The following is an 18,251-nucleotide window of genomic DNA, read 5'->3' as shown; positions in this document are numbered from 1 at the left end:
TGAGAGCAAGGCACTACCGGATGCAACTCACCGAGGCGCAGACGCCGAATCGGAAGACGATCCGGAGGTGCCAAGTCATTACTCATCACCTTAACAACAATTAACTTCTCTGGAGAAACACCATGAATGCCAAAAAATTAATCGCCGCAGTTGCCATGTTCGCCGCCGCAGGCTCCGTCTTCGCCGCCGACCTGATGCCTTTCCCGGAAATGGATAACTTCCAGTCGACCAAAACCCGCGCCGACGTCCGGGCCGAAGTACTGCGCGACCGTGATCAGATCGCTTACGCCCACGGTGACATTGGTGCCTTCGAGCAACCAGCGACCACCACTACACGCACCCGCCTTGCCGTACGCAAGGAAGCGACCGAATCCGTGCGCAACCATCGTTCGACCAATATCGGCGATACCGGTAGCTAATTGACATCGCGACAACGCGAATCAACCGAGGAGGGGCGGCTCAAACGAGCCGCCCCTTTTTTGTCGTGCCTGCGCGGGCGGTCCAGTCGACCTAATTGAACAGATCGAAGCGGATCGGCAGGGCCACATTGATGACGTAATCGGGCGTGTTGCGGGTCAGCCCGATGCCGGCCGACACCGACAGCAGCGTGTTCTTGCCGATCAGCGAGCTCGCACCCAGCGTGAGTACAGCGGCGCGCTGATCGCTGCCGGCCACGCTGACTCCATTGATCCGGCTTGCTCTCGAAAAGGTCTGATCAACGCCCACGCTCAATGACGACTCCGGACTGGCTGCCAGCAATGCGGCCAATGACAGGCCAACTTGCGCACCGGGCTGGAATGCGCCTTTTTTGAAGGTGGATTCGTAGGCCAGATTGGTAGTCCATACGATAGGGTCCTGACGCTTGAGCATGGTCAGTTCGCCGCGAATTTTTCTGAAACCGTCGCCGATGTGAATGTCGTTGCTGGTTTCTTTCCCGTTTCCGGCCGTCCAGCCGATGCGCCCGATCAGGTCTGGTCGCCAGCCCTGTTCGCGCATCAGCGTTTTTGCCAATCCGAGCGACAGGTCACCGACGCTAGTGCTGGCGCGACGGGTCTCGCGGTCGCTCCCGGCATCCACTGGCTCGATCAGCGATTGCCGGATAACGCGATACGGCAACGTGACGTCGAGTTGTGCATCGGAAGGCAGGCCAAAACGCGCCGTGACGGTGGCACCGACATCCTGCCGGCGCAATGCCGTGGTGCCGGCTACGAATCGGTTGTCCTGCGCGATCAGCGTCGGGGCCTGCTGCTGGCTGTACGCATAACTTGCGCCAAACTGCAGTTCGGCCTGACCGACAGGTAGCAATAAGGCGCCTGATTGCGTCAATGTCCGTTCCAGTGCGCGCTCGGCCGACAGCGCGTCGACCGCAAACATGCTGCTGGCATTGGTGGCCGTGGCCGCAGCGGGTTGCTGCGACACTGCCGGCGGACGCTGATCACGTTCAAGGCGACGGATTTTTTCCTGCAGTATCTGAATCTGCTGGTCGCGTTGCCGCAGCTGTTCCAGTAGTCCGGCCTGATCGTCAGCATGTGCAGCGGCGCTGCCCGCGAGCAGCACACACAGCCCGAGGGCCCAAGAGTGCGAGCGGTTCATTGGATTACCCCTGGCGGCAAGGCCAGCAGATTGTTGGCCGCCGCTTGGCCATCGTGGCGTCGAACCAGAAAGCCGACCCGACCTAATTGCGGGAAGTCAATCCAGGCCTTCAGGAAGTCATCGAGCGGCATACTGCGATTGCCCCAGGCAGGATCAGCCAGCACGGCACGGTGATTGACGCTGCCGCGAAAAATCACGAAATGGTTGTAGCCGTGCAAGTTCACCGGCACCATCAATGGCGCGTACTGCATCAAGTCATCCAGATCAAGATTGCCCAACCCCACTCCGTCATAACCGCGTGACTGGACAAAGCGCTTCAGGTCCAGCAGCGAAAACCCTTCGCGCCGCCGAATCAGATCGGGATCATCGATGTATTCGCTGCGCCGCATCAGGCCAGTCGCGACGTCACGCTCGGTGACCGGTTCGCCATGCTGAAAGCGCAGCAGCGTAGCCAGTGCCGCCGCGCCGCAGCTGAGATCGAATTTCTGGACAATGACATGCTGCTGGCGCATTTCCAGCAACGAGGTCACGACGCGCGGCGCGGCAGTCGCGACCGACTGCAGGCACAGCAGCGTGCAGGCCAGCAGTCGCGATGAAGGGATCAAGGTTGTCATCAATACGGCTTATCGCATTTTCAAACCTTTGCCATACAGCAGCGTGACGTTGATGCGCCTGTCCTGGTAGGCATCGTTGAAAGCGAAGCGGTCGGTTTCATGAAACAGCGTCGAGTTAAAAATCACGCAGCGGTTTTCGCGGTACGGCACCCGGATCGATTTGGCACCGGACTCGCTGAGAAAGCGCCGGATCTGCGCTTCGTCGCCGTTATATTTTTGAAAGCTCCAGTCGCGTGGCGCTGCGACATCCCAGATCACCAGCCCACCGCGCTCCGGGTCCAGACAGGCTGCTTCGCGGGTAATCCAGAAGTTGACATTCACGGCAGCGAAATCGGCGTGCACGTTAATGCCCTTCATCGTGCTGTCGTACTTGAAAGCCCACGCCTGTTCCAGCAGATTCCTGCCAAAAATGGCAGGAAACGTGGTCCGCAATTCCTCCGCAATGCGCAGAATGAGCGGCGACGCAAAGCCATCCTTGAGTGTCGCGCCAAGATAACCGTTCGGGTATTCCTTCTTCCACACCGTCGCTTCATGGCAAAAATTGCGAATCGCCTCCAGCGTGGACTGCGACAGGAAATCGTCCACCCAGACCACCTCTGGCCTGGACTCCAGATAGGCGCGTTCCAGCTGGACAATGTCGAGTTGCGGATTGAGGCACGGTCCGTTGAACGCGACAGGTGCCGGCAGATGGACCAGCCGATTGTAAGACGGTGCAATACGACTTAGCGTCTCAGCGTCGATCAGCAAGTTTGTCGTGCTGTCTGCGGCCAATGATCGACTCACGCACAGCGCATCGAGCGCATCGGCGTAGTCCGCGAACTCCGGCACCAGCAACCCGCGCTCGCGCAGCAGGGCCATTTGTTCCCGGTCATGCTTGATCCGGTAGGCAGGAACGGCCAGGCGTTCGCCGAGCTGACGGCCGTGATTCTGGTTCAGGTCGGCGGCCTTGCCCAGCAGCACCAGCGCCTCGTCGAAGCGCTGCTGATGAATCCGTACCATCGCGAAATTGGAGTACACATCGGCATCGTCAGGATTGAGCCTGACCGCCTGCTCGAAGTACTGGGCTGCCTGTTCGTCATCGCCTCGTTCGTGCAGCGCAATGCTCAGATTGGCAAACGCATGCGGATGCAACGGGTTCAACGCTGCGGCCTGCCGGAATGCGGCGATCGCCTTGTCGTGCAGCGATTGTTCAAGCAGCACCACACCCAGATTGGACCACGCATCGGCGCAGTCCGGCGACAGGTCGATGGCACGCTGGTAAGCCGCAACGGCGTCGTCGGCCTGACCGATATCCTGCAATGCCACGCCCATGCTCAGATAGTTGTCGCTGGTTTCCATCCCGAGACTGATGGCGGTGCGGCACGCGGCAGCAGCGTCGCCGGGACGGCCCAGTGTCATCATCACCCTGCCCAGATCGGCATGCGCCTCGGCATAGTCCGGCTTGAGAATGGTGGCAACCCGCAACGCATTGGCGGCATCCTCGCTGCGGCCAAGCTGATTGAAGCAGACACCGAGATTGGCATGCGCTTCGGCATAATTTGGCCGCAAGGCTAGTGCGTGCCGAAACGCCTCGATCGCTTCGTCGAGCCGTCCTTGCAGACGCAGGATTACGCCCAGATTGGCATGGGCTTCGGTAAAGCGCGGCTTGAGCCGCAGCGCATGTTGCAGCGCGTCGATGGCGTCGCCGGAGCGGCCGCGTTCCTGCAGCAGTACGCCCAGATTGGACCAGGTCTGCGCATCATCGGGAGCCAATTGAACGGCCCGACGGAAGGCACCAATGGCATCGTCGACCTGCCCCAGCGACTGCAGCGCAATGCCCAGCATCGCATAGGCTTGCGGCCATTCCGGCTGCAGCGCGATGGCACGCGCATAGGCCGTCACGGCACCGGACAGGTTGCCGGCCTGCTGCAACGCCATCGCCAGTTCGACTTGGGCCTGGGCGTCGTCGCAATCGAGGCCGGGTTCAATTAATGGCATCGCATGGAAGGAGGCGACAAAGTCGGTCGCGGCGGCTGGCACGGCATTGCTGGACCGCACGGGATGTTCTGCAAGAGACGTGTTCATAGTCATGTTCATGATGGCACCTTTCAAATCGAATCGGTCTGCGTCAAAGTGATGGCCAGAGTGGCCGCTGGGCGCGTGAGGCAACGGCTTGCACAGCGGGCTCGCCGGCCAATTGCCAGGACAAGCATAGGCAAACGGATCGCAGAAATCTGTGAGTAAAACCACGCAAAGAGCACACGCAATGCGCACAAGCGGTTGACAGCGCGTACGATGCGCTCGCTAGCCGCGTACCGCCTGCACCATCCGGCGCAACCGCTCGATGTCCAGGATGACGATGCTGTGTTCTTCGCGACGGATCAACTTGTCACGCACCAGTTCATTCAATTCACGCGTGACCGCTTCGCGGTGCGTGCTGATCATGTTGGCCAGATCGATGTGGGTTGGTGCCGGCGTGATGATGGCCTGATTGGTGCCGGCCACTGGATCTTTGGCTAGCTGCAACAACGCGGCATGAATCCGGTTGCGCACCGCCAGCGTGCTGAAATCAAACACCCGCTCGGTGAGCCGGCGCACCTGGCCGCTCAACCGGCGCAGGGTTGCCATGGCAATCTGGGGATTGGTCTGGATCAGGTCAAGAAATGCTGCCGCTGGCATGATCGCGAGCAACGTATCGGTCCTTGCCACGCCGGTAGCAGAACGGCGCTGGCCATCAATGGCCGCCAGTTCTCCGAACATGTCGCCCGCGCTCAACTCACCCAGAATGACTTCATGACCGGATTTCGCATAGTGAGTCAGCCTGATCGTGCCCTGGATAATGAAAAAAATGCTGTCCCCGTCATCCTGGTAATGCAATACCACTTCGCCCGCAACCGCATTGCGCCATTGGCAGCGGCGTCCGATATCGTCCAGATCGGCGGCTTGCAAGGCCCGAAATTCGGCAATCACGGCCAACAGCGAATTGGCCGGGCCGGAGCGTTTCGTTTTCGCCAGCATGACAACTCCTGCTGTGGTCGCCCCTCAGGGGCAGGATTCCATCCATAATTTGCGGGCGCTGCCGCCCACAAACACCACGCAATACGGGTTGCGCTTGCCGGCCACGATCGTCAACGGCGTAATGTCAGAGAGCTCCAAGGTCAGCTTTTCTTGCGTCGGATCGATGAGGCGAAAGCTGCTATTGGGCTCTTCCGGCACGAACGGCACGACGTTACCGTTGACATCGACCACTAGCAGATAGGCGACATTTTTGACGCCTAGCCGGTCGGTCAACTTTTTGCTGAAGGTTTGTGGTTGTTGCGGCGGTTCAGGCTCCAGCTTGACGACCGGGGCTTGAAGATCTCGCGCCGTGGCCAACGTGCTGGCCAGCGCAAGACAAAGTGCCGCTGGCATCCAGCGCCGCAAGGAAGAAAAAGTCAGGGTGCGTGTCGCAATCATGAACGGACTCCATCGGTAGTTGAAAATGCGTGAGGCGGTGTGTGTTTAGAAGGCTGCGGTGAGCTGAATGACAACGCTTCGGGCGGGAATGAACGGTGGGCTTTGTTGCGCCGGAGTGCGGAAATTCGCATCCTGATAACGGAATTTCCGGTCCAGCAGATTCCTTCCCTCCAGTGTGATCGTGCCCATCCGTGCCGGCAGGCGCACGCCAAACGCCGCATTGAGCAGCGCGAAGCAATCGGTATTGCTCTCGACAAGCTCGCCATTGATCGAGTCAACGCGCTGGCGCACGGCAGTCGTGCTGATCCGGGCGAATACGCCGTTTGGTTGAAAGTAACGCACGCCAACGGTGGCGGTATTGGTCCGGATCAAGCTCGGACCGAACAGCAACGCGGATTGCCGGTCAAAGCGTTCGGCCAACGCTTCGCCAGCCACGGTCCAGCGCGGCGTAATTTGCCAGCCAAGCGACAGGCGCAGCGCTTTTTCGCGTTGTGTCTCGGTGTCGGTCAGCGTGTTATCCGCCAGCACCGGCAAGGCCAGTCGCCGGCGTGAGGCTTCCAGTTGTAAATTGACCTCCGGCGTAGCTTTCATCTCCAGCGCCATCGCATCGCGCCGGGCCCGACTGCCGTTGCCCTCGTCGAAAAATTGATTGAAGCCGCTGACCTCGGTCGGCTCGATGGTTTGCTGTACGTACAGCGCGGGCTTGACGGTCTGGAAGCTGGCCGCACGCAACAGCAGCCGTGGACTGATTTGCCATTGCAGGCCGAGTTTCGGATTCCATTTTTGCTGGCGGAAATCGGCTTCGGCATAGTCGTCGAGACTTGCGCCAACGGTCGCGATCACGTCCCCGGACAAGCGCACGCGCCCATACCCGTAGACGTTCCAGCGGCTGCGCGTGAACTGGTTCGGCGTATCAAACAGGGTCTCGTGCACGTCAAAACGATAGGAGCCGGCACCTGCCACCAGATTGAGGCGTGGAAAACGTAGCTGCTGCTGGACTTCTAACTGGGTGCCCTGATCGCGGGAGTTCAGGCTGGTCAGGCCATCGGCATCGAAACGCTGGCGTTCGTCGGCACGGGTATGGATGAGCGAGACCAATGTATCGGCATTGCTTGCACCAGCCCAGTGGAGACCGAGGCGCTCGCTCGACTGATCCAGCGTACGCCGGTAGAGCGCGGAATAGCGTCCCGGCACCAGATCGAGCGAAATGTCGCCGTGCTCGGTCGCCCGATGACTCAATTCGGCTTGCAGGTTCAGGCGCGGTGACAACGCGAACTGGACAAAGGCGTCGCCGATGGTGTGGCGAATCGCGTTATTGACGCGAAATCCTTGCGTGTCGAAATGAAAGCCGCCGACACTCCACGAGAACCGGTCCTGCACACCGGACAGCACGGTCTCGCCCGCTGCCGTGGCTTGTGTGCCCGCCACTGCCGAGGCCACCAGTTGTGTGGCGTTACGTTCAAAGAGCGGATTGAATTCGTTGAAGGCCGGCACTACCGGCCCGTTCAGGCCCGGTGTGTTGATGTTTGAAAACGCCAGTTTGGGTTGCACCGGATTGATGTTCAGCGGTTGCAGTAACTGGGCCTGCAAGCGCTCGCTGACGCTGGCAATTTCATGCCGCTCCAGCCGCGAATACGCGTCCGCCAGAAAATGGTGGCCGGAATAATTGGACGCATCGGCAGCCAGCGACTGGGTCGCTTCGCTGACGGCGAAACGCTCGAAGGCCAGATCATCGTAAATCCTGGCGATCCCGGACAGACGACTGGCACGGTCCGAGTCGAGCAGCAATTGCGAGCGATACACGGCGCGGTGTTGATTGAGGGCGATCGATTGTTCGAGATCGGCGAGCGCTTCGACCGGCCGGTTTTCACTTTGTTTGCGTACGGCGTCGTAGAGCCACGGGGTCGGATCATTCGGGTCCAGCGTCTTTGCCAGTTGCAGTTGCGTCGCCGCCAGCGCATCGCGCTTTTCCTCGAAGTAAGCCTTGCCGAGATAGCTGCGAATCAGTGCATCGAGCGGGTCGAGGCTGGCGGCGATGGCGATATCGGTGCGCCCGGGGCCAAGCTCGCCGTTGCGGATTTTTGCCAGACCCAGGCCCAGTCGCGGCAGCGGATCGGCTTGATCGAGTGCGATGGCACGGTCGAAAGCGACCAGCGCCGGTCCGGTTCGCATCTGCGTCAACTGCGCGAAACCCAATACTGTCTGGGTTTTGGAGAGTTGCGGATCGAGGGCCACCGCCGTGCTTGCTGCCTGTTGCGCAGCGTCCAGATTGCCATTCGCCATCTCCAGTTCCGCTACGCGGGCCCAGGCCAGCGCATCCTCGGTGGCGATGCGCGAAGCAATGCGGGTAGCAATGCGGGTAGCAATGCGGGCGCTACTGAGCGCGTCGTCGATCCGGAACAGAGCCTGCTCGACATAGCTCTGCGCCAGCCACGCAGCGGCCGATGGGGCATCGCCGGCGGTGGCCCGGTGCGCCAATGCCAGTGCCGTCTGCGTGTCGTTGTGCACTAGCGCGATGAGGGCTTTCAAGGCGTTGGCGCGACTGTCTGACGGATTGACTGAGAGCACCTGGTCGAGTTCGCGTGCGGCCTCCTCGTGGCGGCCAACGGCGAGTAACTGACTGGCATGTTCTATCCGCCAGTTGCTGTCGTGCCCGCCGCCGTCGGTGGCTGGCGGGTGGCTGCCATCGACGTGTTGCAAATCGGTCCGGCGCGCCAGCACTGTCGGGTAATACAGCGCCCATTGCACCGCATCAACCGGTCGGATCGTGACGGTTTTTTCCGGTCGCTGGCCCGTTGCGGCGATGCCGGCTTCGCCGTCGGCCAGCACGATGCGCCCATACGGATTGTCGAGCGCGACCTGGCCCTCGATGACGGCCACGGTGGCGGCAGTGGCATCGACACCGATGGCAAACTCGGTGCCCTCGATGTTGGCATTGACGAATGGGGTCGTAATGCTGAAAGGTTGCGGGGTTCGGGTGATGACGTGAATCGCGCCGAGCAGCAGTGCGATCAACGGATGTTGCCGGTCATCGAGCGCACTGATCGTGACGGTGGTGTTCTGATTCAGACGCAACGTCGTTTCGTTCGGCAGCAGCAACGCTGCCCGGCTGGAGAGCCCCACCCGAACCCTATCCTGCGGACACAGCGCCATGCCGCTACTGGCCGTCTGCCACCTGAGCGGTTCCGGGTGCCACAACTCGACCGACCCTTCCAATGACACCAGACGGGCAACGGGCGACGCACACCGGTCGGCGGCGCGCGCGACTTGCCCGGACAGAATCCAGACGATGAGCGCCGGCATGATCCATCGCACGCAACGGTGCGTACGATCCGGCAGGTTGGCGCAAACAAGTAATCCGAGGCGCACAAGGCGCAACGGTCGGGTTGCTATGGGTTCCGTCACGCGTACCCTTTCAGCGTTTCGCGTTCAAGGTCATGACGTCGTGTTCTGTTCATCATCGCCACATGGAAATTTTTCACGGTTGAACGTGGGCGGTTGCCACGCTGCTGCGCGCGCAATGCTATTTCTCGTCAATACGCATCACAGCATTCCACGGCTGCGCGGGCGCTTCAGTGATATTTCGCACACATTGGTGTAAATAAAAGCGCGACGGGCCATCTGTTGGCATGCGTTCCAGAATGCTGGAAAAAGTCGCCAGGGCGACCTCCCAGCGCTGCTGACGGAATGCATCAAGCGCAGTAGCAAACGTGTCGCACAGCCAGCTATCCTGCCGCGTTTGCCTGTCACGCCAGGTGCGCAGTTCGACCACGGTGACCGGGAGTGATTTGCCTGGCAGCAAAAAAGCCCCAAGCGGGCGCAGCACAAACTCGTCCAGACCGTCGATGACCGCTGCGGCTGCCAGCACCGAGGTGCCCAACTGCCGGTTCAGGTTCTCGATGCGCGACGCGGTGTTGACGGTGTCACCGACGGCGCGATATTCGTAATGCTGGCCGGCACCGACGTTACCCAATCTCAGCGGCCCCACATCGAGTCCGATACGGGTTGGCAGCACCCGACTGGCCATACCGGGTTGCTGCAAGCTGTCAAGGTTGTGCTGGATTTCCAGCGCCGCATTGCAGGCATGGGCGCGCAGGCGTCGATCGGCATGGTGGCCAGTCCAGATTGCCAGCATGGCATCGCCCTTGACGTCGGAGACGATGCCGCCATGGGCGGCGACCGGTGCAAACAGGATGGCGTAATACCGGTTCATCAACGCCGTCAGCGCGACTGGCTCCATGCTCTCGGCCAGACTGGTGTAGCTGGCAGCATCGGTGGCCAGGCAGATGCCGGAACATAACGCGCTGGCAGCGTCGATGGCGTGCGTCTCGCCAGCCAGTTGTTCGACCATCGCCGGCGGAATGAAATGACTGAAGGCGTGTTGTATATGGTCACGCTGACGACTTGCCGCCAGATAGCGCAGCACGGCGGCGCTCAGCAGGACCAGCGGCAGCTGTATCAGCAGCGGGGTAACGATGGGCAGCCAGAACTGGCAACGCAGGAACAGCCATTCTGCAGCAACCAGATAAGCGCCACAACCGAGCGTGAACGCCACGGCGATGTGCGACACACGCCAGCGTCGCGCCGCCAGCGCCAGCCCACCACCCCAGCCACACAGCAGAGCCAGCCGCCACACCGGATCCAGCGGACGCAGCATGCTGCCATCGAGCAAATTGGCGAACGCGGTGGCACCGATTTCCACACCACTGAGCTGCAATCCGTCGGCACCAGAAAACACCGTGTGGTAATCGTCGCGAAGTCGATCCTGATCGTTCACCGTCGCAGCCGAATAGCCGATGAAGACCGCCTTGCCACGCACGGCATCGGGCGGCAGCCCTTGCAACACACGGTCATATGCAATCGTCGTGATGGTGCGAGCCGGGCCATAAAAATTGAGATATCCGGCATCCGGTCCGGCGTACAGCGCAAGGAGCGCGCGTAATGTACTGGCGGTGCTGGCGGTGCCGGCATCGACTGACCTGTCGTGCGCCAGGTCCTGCTGCAACTGGTTGACCAAATGAGGATGCGCGAAAACATAGCGGCGCAATTGCCGCACGACGCGGTTGAAACTGCGGCTGCGCCGGAGCGCCGTCGCGTCGGCTGGCAGAGTCGCCGCAAATAGCGGATCGCGCTGCCGCAAGTGCTGCATGAGCCGGGTATATCCTGCCAATGCATGCCCCTGCAACGCCAAGGATGGCAAGGTCGCCATGGCACCGTCATCCGCCTTGAAAAACCATGCGGCATTGATCCGTTCATCGCGCGGCAGCGGTAACGCTGCGCTGCCCAGCGCAGCTTGCGCCAGCAGCGCGATCGGGACGATAGCCCGTTCCACCCTGACGGTGCCAACGCCGCTGCCATCGGTGCCGGCGACAACCAGCTGCTCCTGCACCAACGACTCCACCAGTAGCACATTGCCTGCCGCGCGCAGTGCGGCAGCCAGTGCGATGTCCTGCGACGGGATTGCGGCAGCGCGGTCGAACAACAGGTCAAAAATAATGGTCGATGCGCCTGCCTGCGCCAGTTGCGCGATCAACTGCGCATGCACGGTACGCGGCCACTGTGCTGGTTTGGGCGGCAATCCCAGCCGGGTCGCCGAGTCGCCATCGATCGCCACGATGACCACGTCGGCCGGGGCGCGGACAACGCCGCGCCAGTCGAACAACCACGCCAGAGCGTGAGTCTGTTCCAGCGTCTGGAGGGCGGGCAGCATGCCGAAGACCAGGCCGGACAGCCCCATCGTCAGGGCAAACAGGATGTGCTTGTGCTGGGTTGGCATGGCGCGATGCGTGCTGCGGGTTAAGTTGCGCGCATCCCGCGCGCAGGTTGGCAATGATCGTGGCGATGATTGTACTTGTCTGGTCACGCGCAGCCACGTCTGCCGTGTTACGAACGTGCTGAGAAATCGGACGGTGCAGGAGGAAATTCAAACGACAACGGCTGCCGGTCACCTCGGCAGCCGTTGCGATCTTGCCTGCTTACTTACGAATGACAACCCCGCCCAGCGTTGTTGCACCCAGCGTTGTTGCCCCAAGAGTTGTTGCGCGCAGCGTGGTCGCGCCGAAGGTCGTCGCACCGAGCGTGGTAGCGCCCAAGGTGGTGGCACCGAGGGTTGTTGCACCTAGCGTGGTGGCTTTGACCGTGGTAGCGCCCAAGGTGGTCGCGCCCAGTGTGGTGGCTCTGACCGTGGTGGCGGCAAACGTTGTTGCTCCAAAAGTGCCGATACTGCCGGCGGTCACGCGGTCGAGTTTTGCATCGTTCAGCGACACCGGTGCGGCTTGTGCTGCCGAGGCAAGTGCACCCAGTACCAAGGTTGGGATCAGAATGGATTTCATGTCGATTACTCCTTGAATGTTGAGGAAAGAAAACGTCGTGTGGGCATGAAGCAGAGGCCATCAGGTACCCACGGGACGTAGTATTGATTTGCCAGCAGCATCAGGTCTGTGGCAATCCTCACAAGATTCGGAATCAACGGTCAGGGCAGAACGAGGCCTGAACGAGCGACATCAGCAAGATGATAAACGGCGCAGTCACTACTCTGGCGTCCAGGGATTTGCGAAGGGAGTGTGCCAAAAAAAAGCCACTGAAAAGTGGCGTTTTTCTGGACAACTCAGATCGTGAGTCGCCCAGCCCCGAACAGGCCTATCAAACCTATCAGGATGAGATAGATGGCAACGATATAGTTCAGCAATCTTGGCATGATCAGGATCAGAATCCCGGCAATCAGTGAGACCAGTGGGGCGAGGGCAAGGTTGATGTTCATTGTTGATACTTTCCGGAATTGAGGAGTCAGACAGTTCCTCGAAGATACGTGACGCACCGTTGCACCTCTGTGCGGCAGCGTACATAACCGAAAATCACCCGTATCAAAAGCCATTATGTGGCAACAAAAGGACATTCCCTGAGAACCGGCAGGCATCTCGCAAACCGTTCTCTTGCAAAAAAGTGAAGCAAGCCGATAGGCCGGATTCTGTTACGACTCCCGGGCAAGCCCGTTCGTTATGACAGCCATTCCTCTAGGCCGTGAATTACTCCACGGCTCAAGCTTTCTACCCGCACGCTCCGCGAGTCACATCAACGCGTGCCTATTTGAAATTGCTCCGGGTGGAGGTTACCGCGTTTCACCGTAACTAAATACGCTCGTCTCTGTGGCCCTATTCCTCGCCTCACGGCGGACGGCCATTAACCGTCACCCTGCTCTATGGAGTCCGGACCTTCCTCCCGCCTTTGCCATGATCGAAATCATGGCAACGACCAGCGACTGTCTGGCTTGCTTCGGGCCGGATTATAGCTTGTCGCCGCACTTTCCCGAAATCTGCCGAACTCTATCGACCATCGCGCCAACAAAGCGCTATGTTAGATATCGAACATACGGTAGCGAATTTCAACTCACTTTCATGGATCAGCCCGCACGCCGTCAACAAATCCACGCATGATGCGTTTGTATTGAGCTAGTTGATAGCTATCGAGGCTTCAGGCTCTCCGATACATGGAGAACCATATTTTTGTTGTTTATGAATTTGCAAGTTACCCCTCGGAGAATCAAAATGAAAAAAGCGCTTCTGTCGTTAGCTCTCATTCAAGGCATCACCTTTTCAGCTTATGCCCAGACTGCAGCACCTGCCGATGGTCCCAAGACACGGACTGAAGTCAAGGCCGAAACCCGGGCCGCCAACAAGGCGGGCGAGTTGAACAAAGGCGGCAATGTCGGCGTCACCAATCCCGCCGCCGATGTCGCCAGCACAAAAGCACGGTCCGATGTCAAAGCAGACACCAAGGCCGCCGCCCAGGCCGGCGAACTGAAAGGCGGCAACGTCACACTGGCAGCACCAGTACCACCGAAAGCGGCCAACTCTACCGGCGGAAAAACACGTGCGGAAGTGAAAGCGGAAGCCAGAGCCGCCAACAAGGCTGGCAAGCTAAGCGACGGCAATATCGGCATGCAAGCCGCACCTGTCGTCAAGAAGCCCCGCGCCAAAAAAGTCGCCGAACCAGCAGCCGATCAGATGGCCAAGTAATTCTTCCAGCCATCGCTACTCCGGTGGCGACGATCGCCGGATAAACCCGTATCGACATCAACATGTCCATGCGGGGTTTTTTTATTGTTGAGCCAAATTTTTTGGAACTGACTCCGCGGTGCGGACCACAGAACCGGACCCACCGACCTGCATCGTGCACGTCGACCTTTTATTTATTGAACACTGCCATGAGAATTTCTGCCATTCACTCCGTCCTGACCTCTCCTGTTCCGCTATCGAACCGGCTGCTGATCGATGCTGCCCAGTCAGCCTCCGGAAACGATCCGCTGGCGCGGATCACGCCGGTCTCGGCACCGGGAGCACGCCAACCGGGGCTGCGCATGAACGATGGATCGCCAATGAAATTTTTCCTGCTTCAACAAATGGCGATCAGAAACGAAAAAAATGACCAGCGCTTCGCAACACCAGTCCAGCACGCCACGCCACTCAACACAGTCAAGACAGGCATGCCTGTGTTGAGACTGGCCGCATCGGCACCTCTGGTCGCGCGCTCGCTGGGACAAAGCAATCAGGCGAGGTTCATGCGCCTCTATGCGAGCGACGAGTCTCCGGAACCCATCGTGCGCACGCACAAACCCTATACGGTCAATGCGAAAAAAACCGTCATGCCAATACCACGGCGACGCAGCGAAACCCGCCGCCGCAGTGCCACCGATCCGAACAGCGCGATGGAGTTTGATCATTTACCAACGATAGAAAATAAAAATGACAGAGAAGACTCTGTCACCGGCAGTATTTCGCCGTATGTCACGGTGCCTATCGGCGATCCGCTGCCACTCTCCAGATCGTCAGCGACCTTGTCCCGTCAGGATTTCCTTCGCCGCAATCCGGCCGGCGCAGTGAAGTGAAAAGACACGTCACGCAGTCAGCGAGCGCGGACCAGTGCGACATAGCGGGCCAGGACGGCAGGCAACCCCAGCTCCAGGCATTCGACGATCAGCGCATGTCCGATCGAGACTTCAAGAATAGCGGGAATGGTCAAAAAGTCAGCCAGGTTATCCAGGTTCAGGTCATGCCCGGCGTTGACACCCAGACCGGCTTGCATCGCGATGGCGGCGGCCACCCGAAATTGTTCCAGCACCTGCGCTGATTGTGGCGTGCCGAACGTTTCGGCATACGGCTCGGTATAAAGTTCTACGCGATCGGCACCCAGCTCGCGTGCCAGCGGCAGATGCAGATTATTGACATCGACAAACAGACTCACCCGAATCCCATCGTCGTTGAGCGCCGCGATGACGGGCCGCAGAAAGTCGGCATCACGAACCAGGTCCCAGCCGTGATCGGACGTAATCTGATCGGGACTATCGGGCACTAGCGTGCACTGCGCCGGACGCGTGCGCCGCACGACTTCAAGAAACTCGGCCGTGGGATAGCCCTCAACATTGAGCTCCTTGCCGTGTGCCGCTGTGACCGCTTGCAATTCGCTCACATCGGTATAGCGTGCATGGCGCTGATCGGGTCGCGGATGCAGCGTGATGCCATCGGCGCCAAGTTGCAAAAACCGCTCGGCAAACCCGCACACATCGGGATAATTACGTCCACGCGAATTGCGCAACAGGGCGATCTTGTTAATGTTCACGGATAGCTGGGTCATGCGGAAACTCACTCCTGGTCAAGCGGTGATAAAAGGTAAATCTAGCGCTTCATGCTAACAGGGTAACAGTCCTGCTCAAGGAGGGCTTGCCGCAATGACGCAATTGCGTCCGGCATGCTTGGCCTGATAGAGCGCGGCATCCGCACTGCGCAACAGCGACGCCGCGCTGGCATGACCACTTGCCTCAGCCACGCCGGCAGACAGGGTCGAATAGAACTCGACCCCGTCGGCACTTTGCCGCACCTGTGCGAATGCCGCACAAATATCGGCGACGACGGCGATCGCCGCATCGAGTGTGGTCGCCGGCATCACAATCACGAATTCCTCACCGCCGTAGCGTCCGATGATATCGCCACGCCGCAATCGCTGTTGTAGCAGACGCGCAAGCGACCTGATCACCTGATCACCGGCAGGGTGGCCGTAGGTGTCATTAACTTTCTTGAAAAAATCCAGATCAATCATCGCCATCGACAGCGGCACAGCATGTCGCTCGATGTGCATCATCTCGCGTGCCAGATACTCCTTGATCGCTGCATGGTTGTAGAGTCCGGTCAGGCTATCGTGCATGATCAACCGGCGTAACGCACGATAGCGTTCTGCCCGACCAGCCACCGTCACACCAAAATGTGTGGCGTCAATCGTACCGGGCAGAAAATCATCAGCACCAGCAATGAGTGCTGGCAAGTGCAGCGTCTCGTCGGACTGGTCACCAATGCAGATGACCGGAATATCCAGGAAACAGGCGTTCTGGCGAATCAGCCGGATCAGATCAATACCATTGCAATCCTGGAGTGTTGCAGCGACCAGAATCAGCTCTGGTTGATACGTGCCACTCAGGTTGAACAGCTCTGACGGTCTATGGGTGCGGACCACCTCAATGCCGGCCCGCCGCAGCATCTCTGCATACTGTTCGTCCTCGCTGACCAGCATGACCCGGTAAAGCGACTGTTCGCGACGCCGGGTCAGTGCTTCGATTTCCTTCCCCACCATGAGCAAGTCAATCGGTCGGATGAAATACGCATCGGCACCCGCCTGGACCGCATTGAGTCGCGCTTCAAAATTGCCGCGCGACGACAGCAATATCAAGACAAAACCAGCAACCTGACGTAATCGCAGCAGCTCTTGCTGCAATTGCTTGCTCGCCGAAACCTTCCCCAAATCCACCATTATCACCGCCGGAACCTGACGATGGGTTGCACTCACCAGCTCAGCCAGCGTCGCAAATACCGTCAATGGATAGCCTATCTGCGCCATTTGCACAGCCGTGTCTTTGGCCAGTAGCGCATTGGGATGAAGCAGATAAATCAAGAAAGGTGAGTGAGCACTGGGATGCATGGGGCGATTCTTTCCTGAGGCAGGACGTCAATATAAAAAAAATGAAACTTAAGATCGCATGATGACACTTACCAATAGTAATGACAGCGTCAAATTGGGATTTATCGCATTTTTCAACGGGTGTTTCCGTTTGGCACTAGAGGCAAGAACATTTCCGACGCGCATCTAAGGGAGGTTGTATTTTCCGATCACCGCGAATAGACTGAAAGTACTGAATTCTAGATACCTTTGGTCACTAAAACAATCCTTCTCCTAACACGCTGGTCGACGCAACTGCCCCTACCGGGAGTCTGCCAAGGCCGCCTTACCGGGAAACTGTCATGCAATTTAGGTTATCGCTATGTACGACACAGGCGTTCGTTGCAATGCTGATCGCAGCCAGTGGCTTTCTCATGGTTGACTGCGCACGGGCAGACACGGAAATCCAGTGGTTCAAACCGACATTCACGTATCAGGCAAAGAATCGCGACTTGCAAAAGCTGCTGGCAAATCTTGCCAAGGCGCAGCACCTGAAATTCAAGATTGCTCCGGACGTCACTGGCCTCGTCACCGGCAATGTCAGTCTGCCACCGCAGCAAGTACTGGACGCCTTAGCCAAAGAGCATCATTTTTCCTGGCAAGTGACAGGAAACCTGCTCAGTATCAACAAACTAGAAACTGCCACTGGTGCGACGGACAGCCCCGGCATGGCGCAGACCGTCACCGTGCAGACTCCTGCCAGCAACACCCTCGACCCAGCCACGCCAATGGCAACATGGACTACGACACCGGCCGACAAAACGCTGCAAAACGCGCTCGCCCGTTGGTCCTTGACGGCAGGCTGGCAGCTCATTTGGGAACTGCCACAGGATATTTCGATTGAAGCGGCTGCCAGCATTAACGGGTCCTTCGAGGACGCGGTGAGTGCGATGGCAAACAGCATGCAATCGAGCGAAACGCCGATTGTCGCGATATTTTTTGAAGGCAACCGGGTGTTGCGCATCACGGCCAAAGGGGTGCAACAATGAAATGTGTCTCACTTGTCGCCTTGATGGGCACGATGCTGCTGCCAGCCTGTAGCAGCATGCAAAATGGCATTATTAATCGGGTGGACGCCAGCGAAAAGCGATCATCTGCGCTGACACGCGACGTTGGCAAGGTTGACGGTACGGAGAGCAAAGCGCTCCCGACCGTCCAGCATGATCCAGGCATCTGGATAGGCCGCGGCCTGGCGCGGTCTAGCCAGATACCACTGCCGCCAATATTCAATCAACCGACCACCTTCGAACGATCGGTCGATTCATTGGCGGAATTTGCCGAGAGGATTACGCTGCGTTCCGGTGTGCCGACCAAAATAACCTCCGATGCCAGCAACGCAGGACAGCCCGAAAAAGCTGCGACAAACACCAAAGGTCCACAACTTGGCATGCAGGCTGCCTCGGAGAAAGCATCGATACGTATCGATTTTTCCGGTGGCACCCTCAAAAGTTTGCTTGATACGGCTGCCGCCCGTTTCGGCGTGTCATGGAAATACGCAAACGGCAACATCCAGTTTTTTTACACGGATACCCGCACCTTCCAGATCGCAGCGGTGCCGGGCGATTCCACGCTGGCTGCTAGCGTCTCCAGTGGTGCCAGTTCAGGTGGTGGTGGTGGTGGCGGTGG

At 59.1% G+C, this 18,251-nt stretch carries 15 protein-coding genes, 1 other RNA gene and 1 pseudogene; 5 read left to right on the top strand and 12 right to left on the bottom strand.

Annotation, left to right across the window (positions count from 1 at the left end; genetic code table 11):
* The first annotated feature begins 122 nt into the window (after positions 1-122).
* On the top strand, positions 123-419 hold the full coding sequence (locus QN370_RS09655) for a DUF4148 domain-containing protein (RefSeq protein ID WP_322126258.1): 297 nt from the start codon (positions 123-125) through the stop codon (positions 417-419).
* Between the two features lie 91 nt (positions 420-510).
* On the opposite strand, the gene QN370_RS09650 is transcribed toward QN370_RS09655, so the two are convergent.
* The 10 genes from QN370_RS09650 to rnpB all read right to left on the bottom strand — a co-directional run bounded on the left by QN370_RS09650 (position 511) and on the right by rnpB (position 12,916).
* Entirely contained in the window at positions 511-1,593 is a 1,083-nt protein-coding gene (locus tag QN370_RS09650; RefSeq protein ID WP_322126257.1) for a transporter, read from the bottom strand.
* Positions 1,590-2,207: a C39 family peptidase gene (locus QN370_RS09645; RefSeq protein WP_322126256.1), complete on the bottom strand. Its 618-nt coding sequence runs from the start codon at positions 2,205-2,207 to the stop codon at positions 1,590-1,592. The genes QN370_RS09650 and QN370_RS09645 overlap by 4 nt, the downstream gene beginning before the upstream one ends.
* A gap of 9 nt (positions 2,208-2,216) precedes the next feature.
* Positions 2,217-4,283, bottom strand: coding sequence for a tetratricopeptide repeat protein (locus tag QN370_RS09640; protein WP_323581714.1), 2,067 nt, complete (start codon positions 4,281-4,283; stop codon positions 2,217-2,219).
* A gap of 207 nt (positions 4,284-4,490) precedes the next feature.
* The gene (locus tag QN370_RS09635; RefSeq protein WP_322126254.1) at positions 4,491-5,204 is read right to left on the bottom strand and encodes a Crp/Fnr family transcriptional regulator; all 714 of its coding nucleotides are present in this window, start codon (positions 5,202-5,204) and stop codon (positions 4,491-4,493) included.
* Between the two features lie 24 nt (positions 5,205-5,228).
* A complete protein-coding gene (locus QN370_RS09630) occupies positions 5,229-5,642 on the bottom strand; it encodes a hypothetical protein (protein WP_322126253.1) in 414 nt (137 codons plus the stop codon).
* Positions 5,643-5,687: 45 nt separating this feature from the next.
* Complete coding sequence (locus tag QN370_RS09625; RefSeq protein WP_323581713.1) at positions 5,688-9,047, bottom strand: TonB-dependent receptor domain-containing protein; 3,360 nt, start codon at positions 9,045-9,047, stop codon at positions 5,688-5,690.
* Between the two features lie 118 nt (positions 9,048-9,165).
* Complete coding sequence (locus tag QN370_RS09620) at positions 9,166-11,418, bottom strand: adenylate/guanylate cyclase domain-containing protein (protein ID WP_322126251.1); 2,253 nt, start codon at positions 11,416-11,418, stop codon at positions 9,166-9,168.
* A gap of 199 nt (positions 11,419-11,617) precedes the next feature.
* Entirely contained in the window at positions 11,618-11,974 is a 357-nt protein-coding gene (locus QN370_RS09615; protein ID WP_322126250.1) for a hypothetical protein, read from the bottom strand.
* A gap of 275 nt (positions 11,975-12,249) precedes the next feature.
* Positions 12,250-12,402: a DUF3096 domain-containing protein gene (locus tag QN370_RS09610; RefSeq protein WP_322126249.1), complete on the bottom strand. Its 153-nt coding sequence runs from the start codon at positions 12,400-12,402 to the stop codon at positions 12,250-12,252.
* Between the two features lie 180 nt (positions 12,403-12,582).
* An RNA gene (gene rnpB, locus QN370_RS09605) (RNase P RNA component class A) lies at positions 12,583-12,916 on the bottom strand.
* Positions 12,917-13,186: 270 nt separating this feature from the next.
* On the opposite strand from rnpB, the gene QN370_RS09600 reads away from it, so the two are divergent.
* Positions 13,187-13,657 (top strand): DUF4148 domain-containing protein, encoded by a 471-nt coding sequence (locus QN370_RS09600; protein ID WP_322126248.1) that lies wholly within the window; start codon positions 13,187-13,189, stop codon positions 13,655-13,657.
* Positions 13,658-13,845: 188 nt separating this feature from the next.
* Positions 13,846-14,526: a hypothetical protein gene (locus tag QN370_RS09595; RefSeq protein WP_323581712.1), complete on the top strand. Its 681-nt coding sequence runs from the start codon at positions 13,846-13,848 to the stop codon at positions 14,524-14,526.
* Positions 14,527-14,543: 17 nt separating this feature from the next.
* On the opposite strand, the gene QN370_RS09590 is transcribed toward QN370_RS09595, so the two are convergent.
* Both QN370_RS09590 and QN370_RS09585 read right to left on the bottom strand, forming a co-directional pair.
* A complete protein-coding gene (locus QN370_RS09590) occupies positions 14,544-15,272 on the bottom strand; it encodes a pyridoxine 5'-phosphate synthase (protein ID WP_322126246.1) in 729 nt (242 codons plus the stop codon).
* Between the two features lie 75 nt (positions 15,273-15,347).
* Positions 15,348-16,607: a diguanylate cyclase gene (locus QN370_RS09585; protein ID WP_322126245.1), complete on the bottom strand. Its 1,260-nt coding sequence runs from the start codon at positions 16,605-16,607 to the stop codon at positions 15,348-15,350.
* A gap of 320 nt (positions 16,608-16,927) precedes the next feature.
* On the opposite strand from QN370_RS09585, the gene QN370_RS09580 reads away from it, so the two are divergent.
* Positions 16,928-17,614, top strand: coding sequence for a toxin co-regulated pilus biosynthesis Q family protein (locus QN370_RS09580; RefSeq protein ID WP_322126244.1), 687 nt, complete (start codon positions 16,928-16,930; stop codon positions 17,612-17,614).
* Positions 17,611-18,251, top strand: a pseudogene (locus QN370_RS09575) (PilN family type IVB pilus formation outer membrane protein); the annotation flags it as partial. The gene QN370_RS09580 and the pseudogene QN370_RS09575, both read left to right, overlap by 4 nt.

The sequence above is a fragment of the Actimicrobium sp. CCI2.3 genome (assembly GCF_035019065.1).
Taxonomy (GTDB): domain Bacteria; phylum Pseudomonadota; class Gammaproteobacteria; order Burkholderiales; family Burkholderiaceae_D; genus Actimicrobium.
Note: the sequence above shows the minus strand (reverse complement) of the source record. Positions and strands in the feature narration are given on the sequence as shown.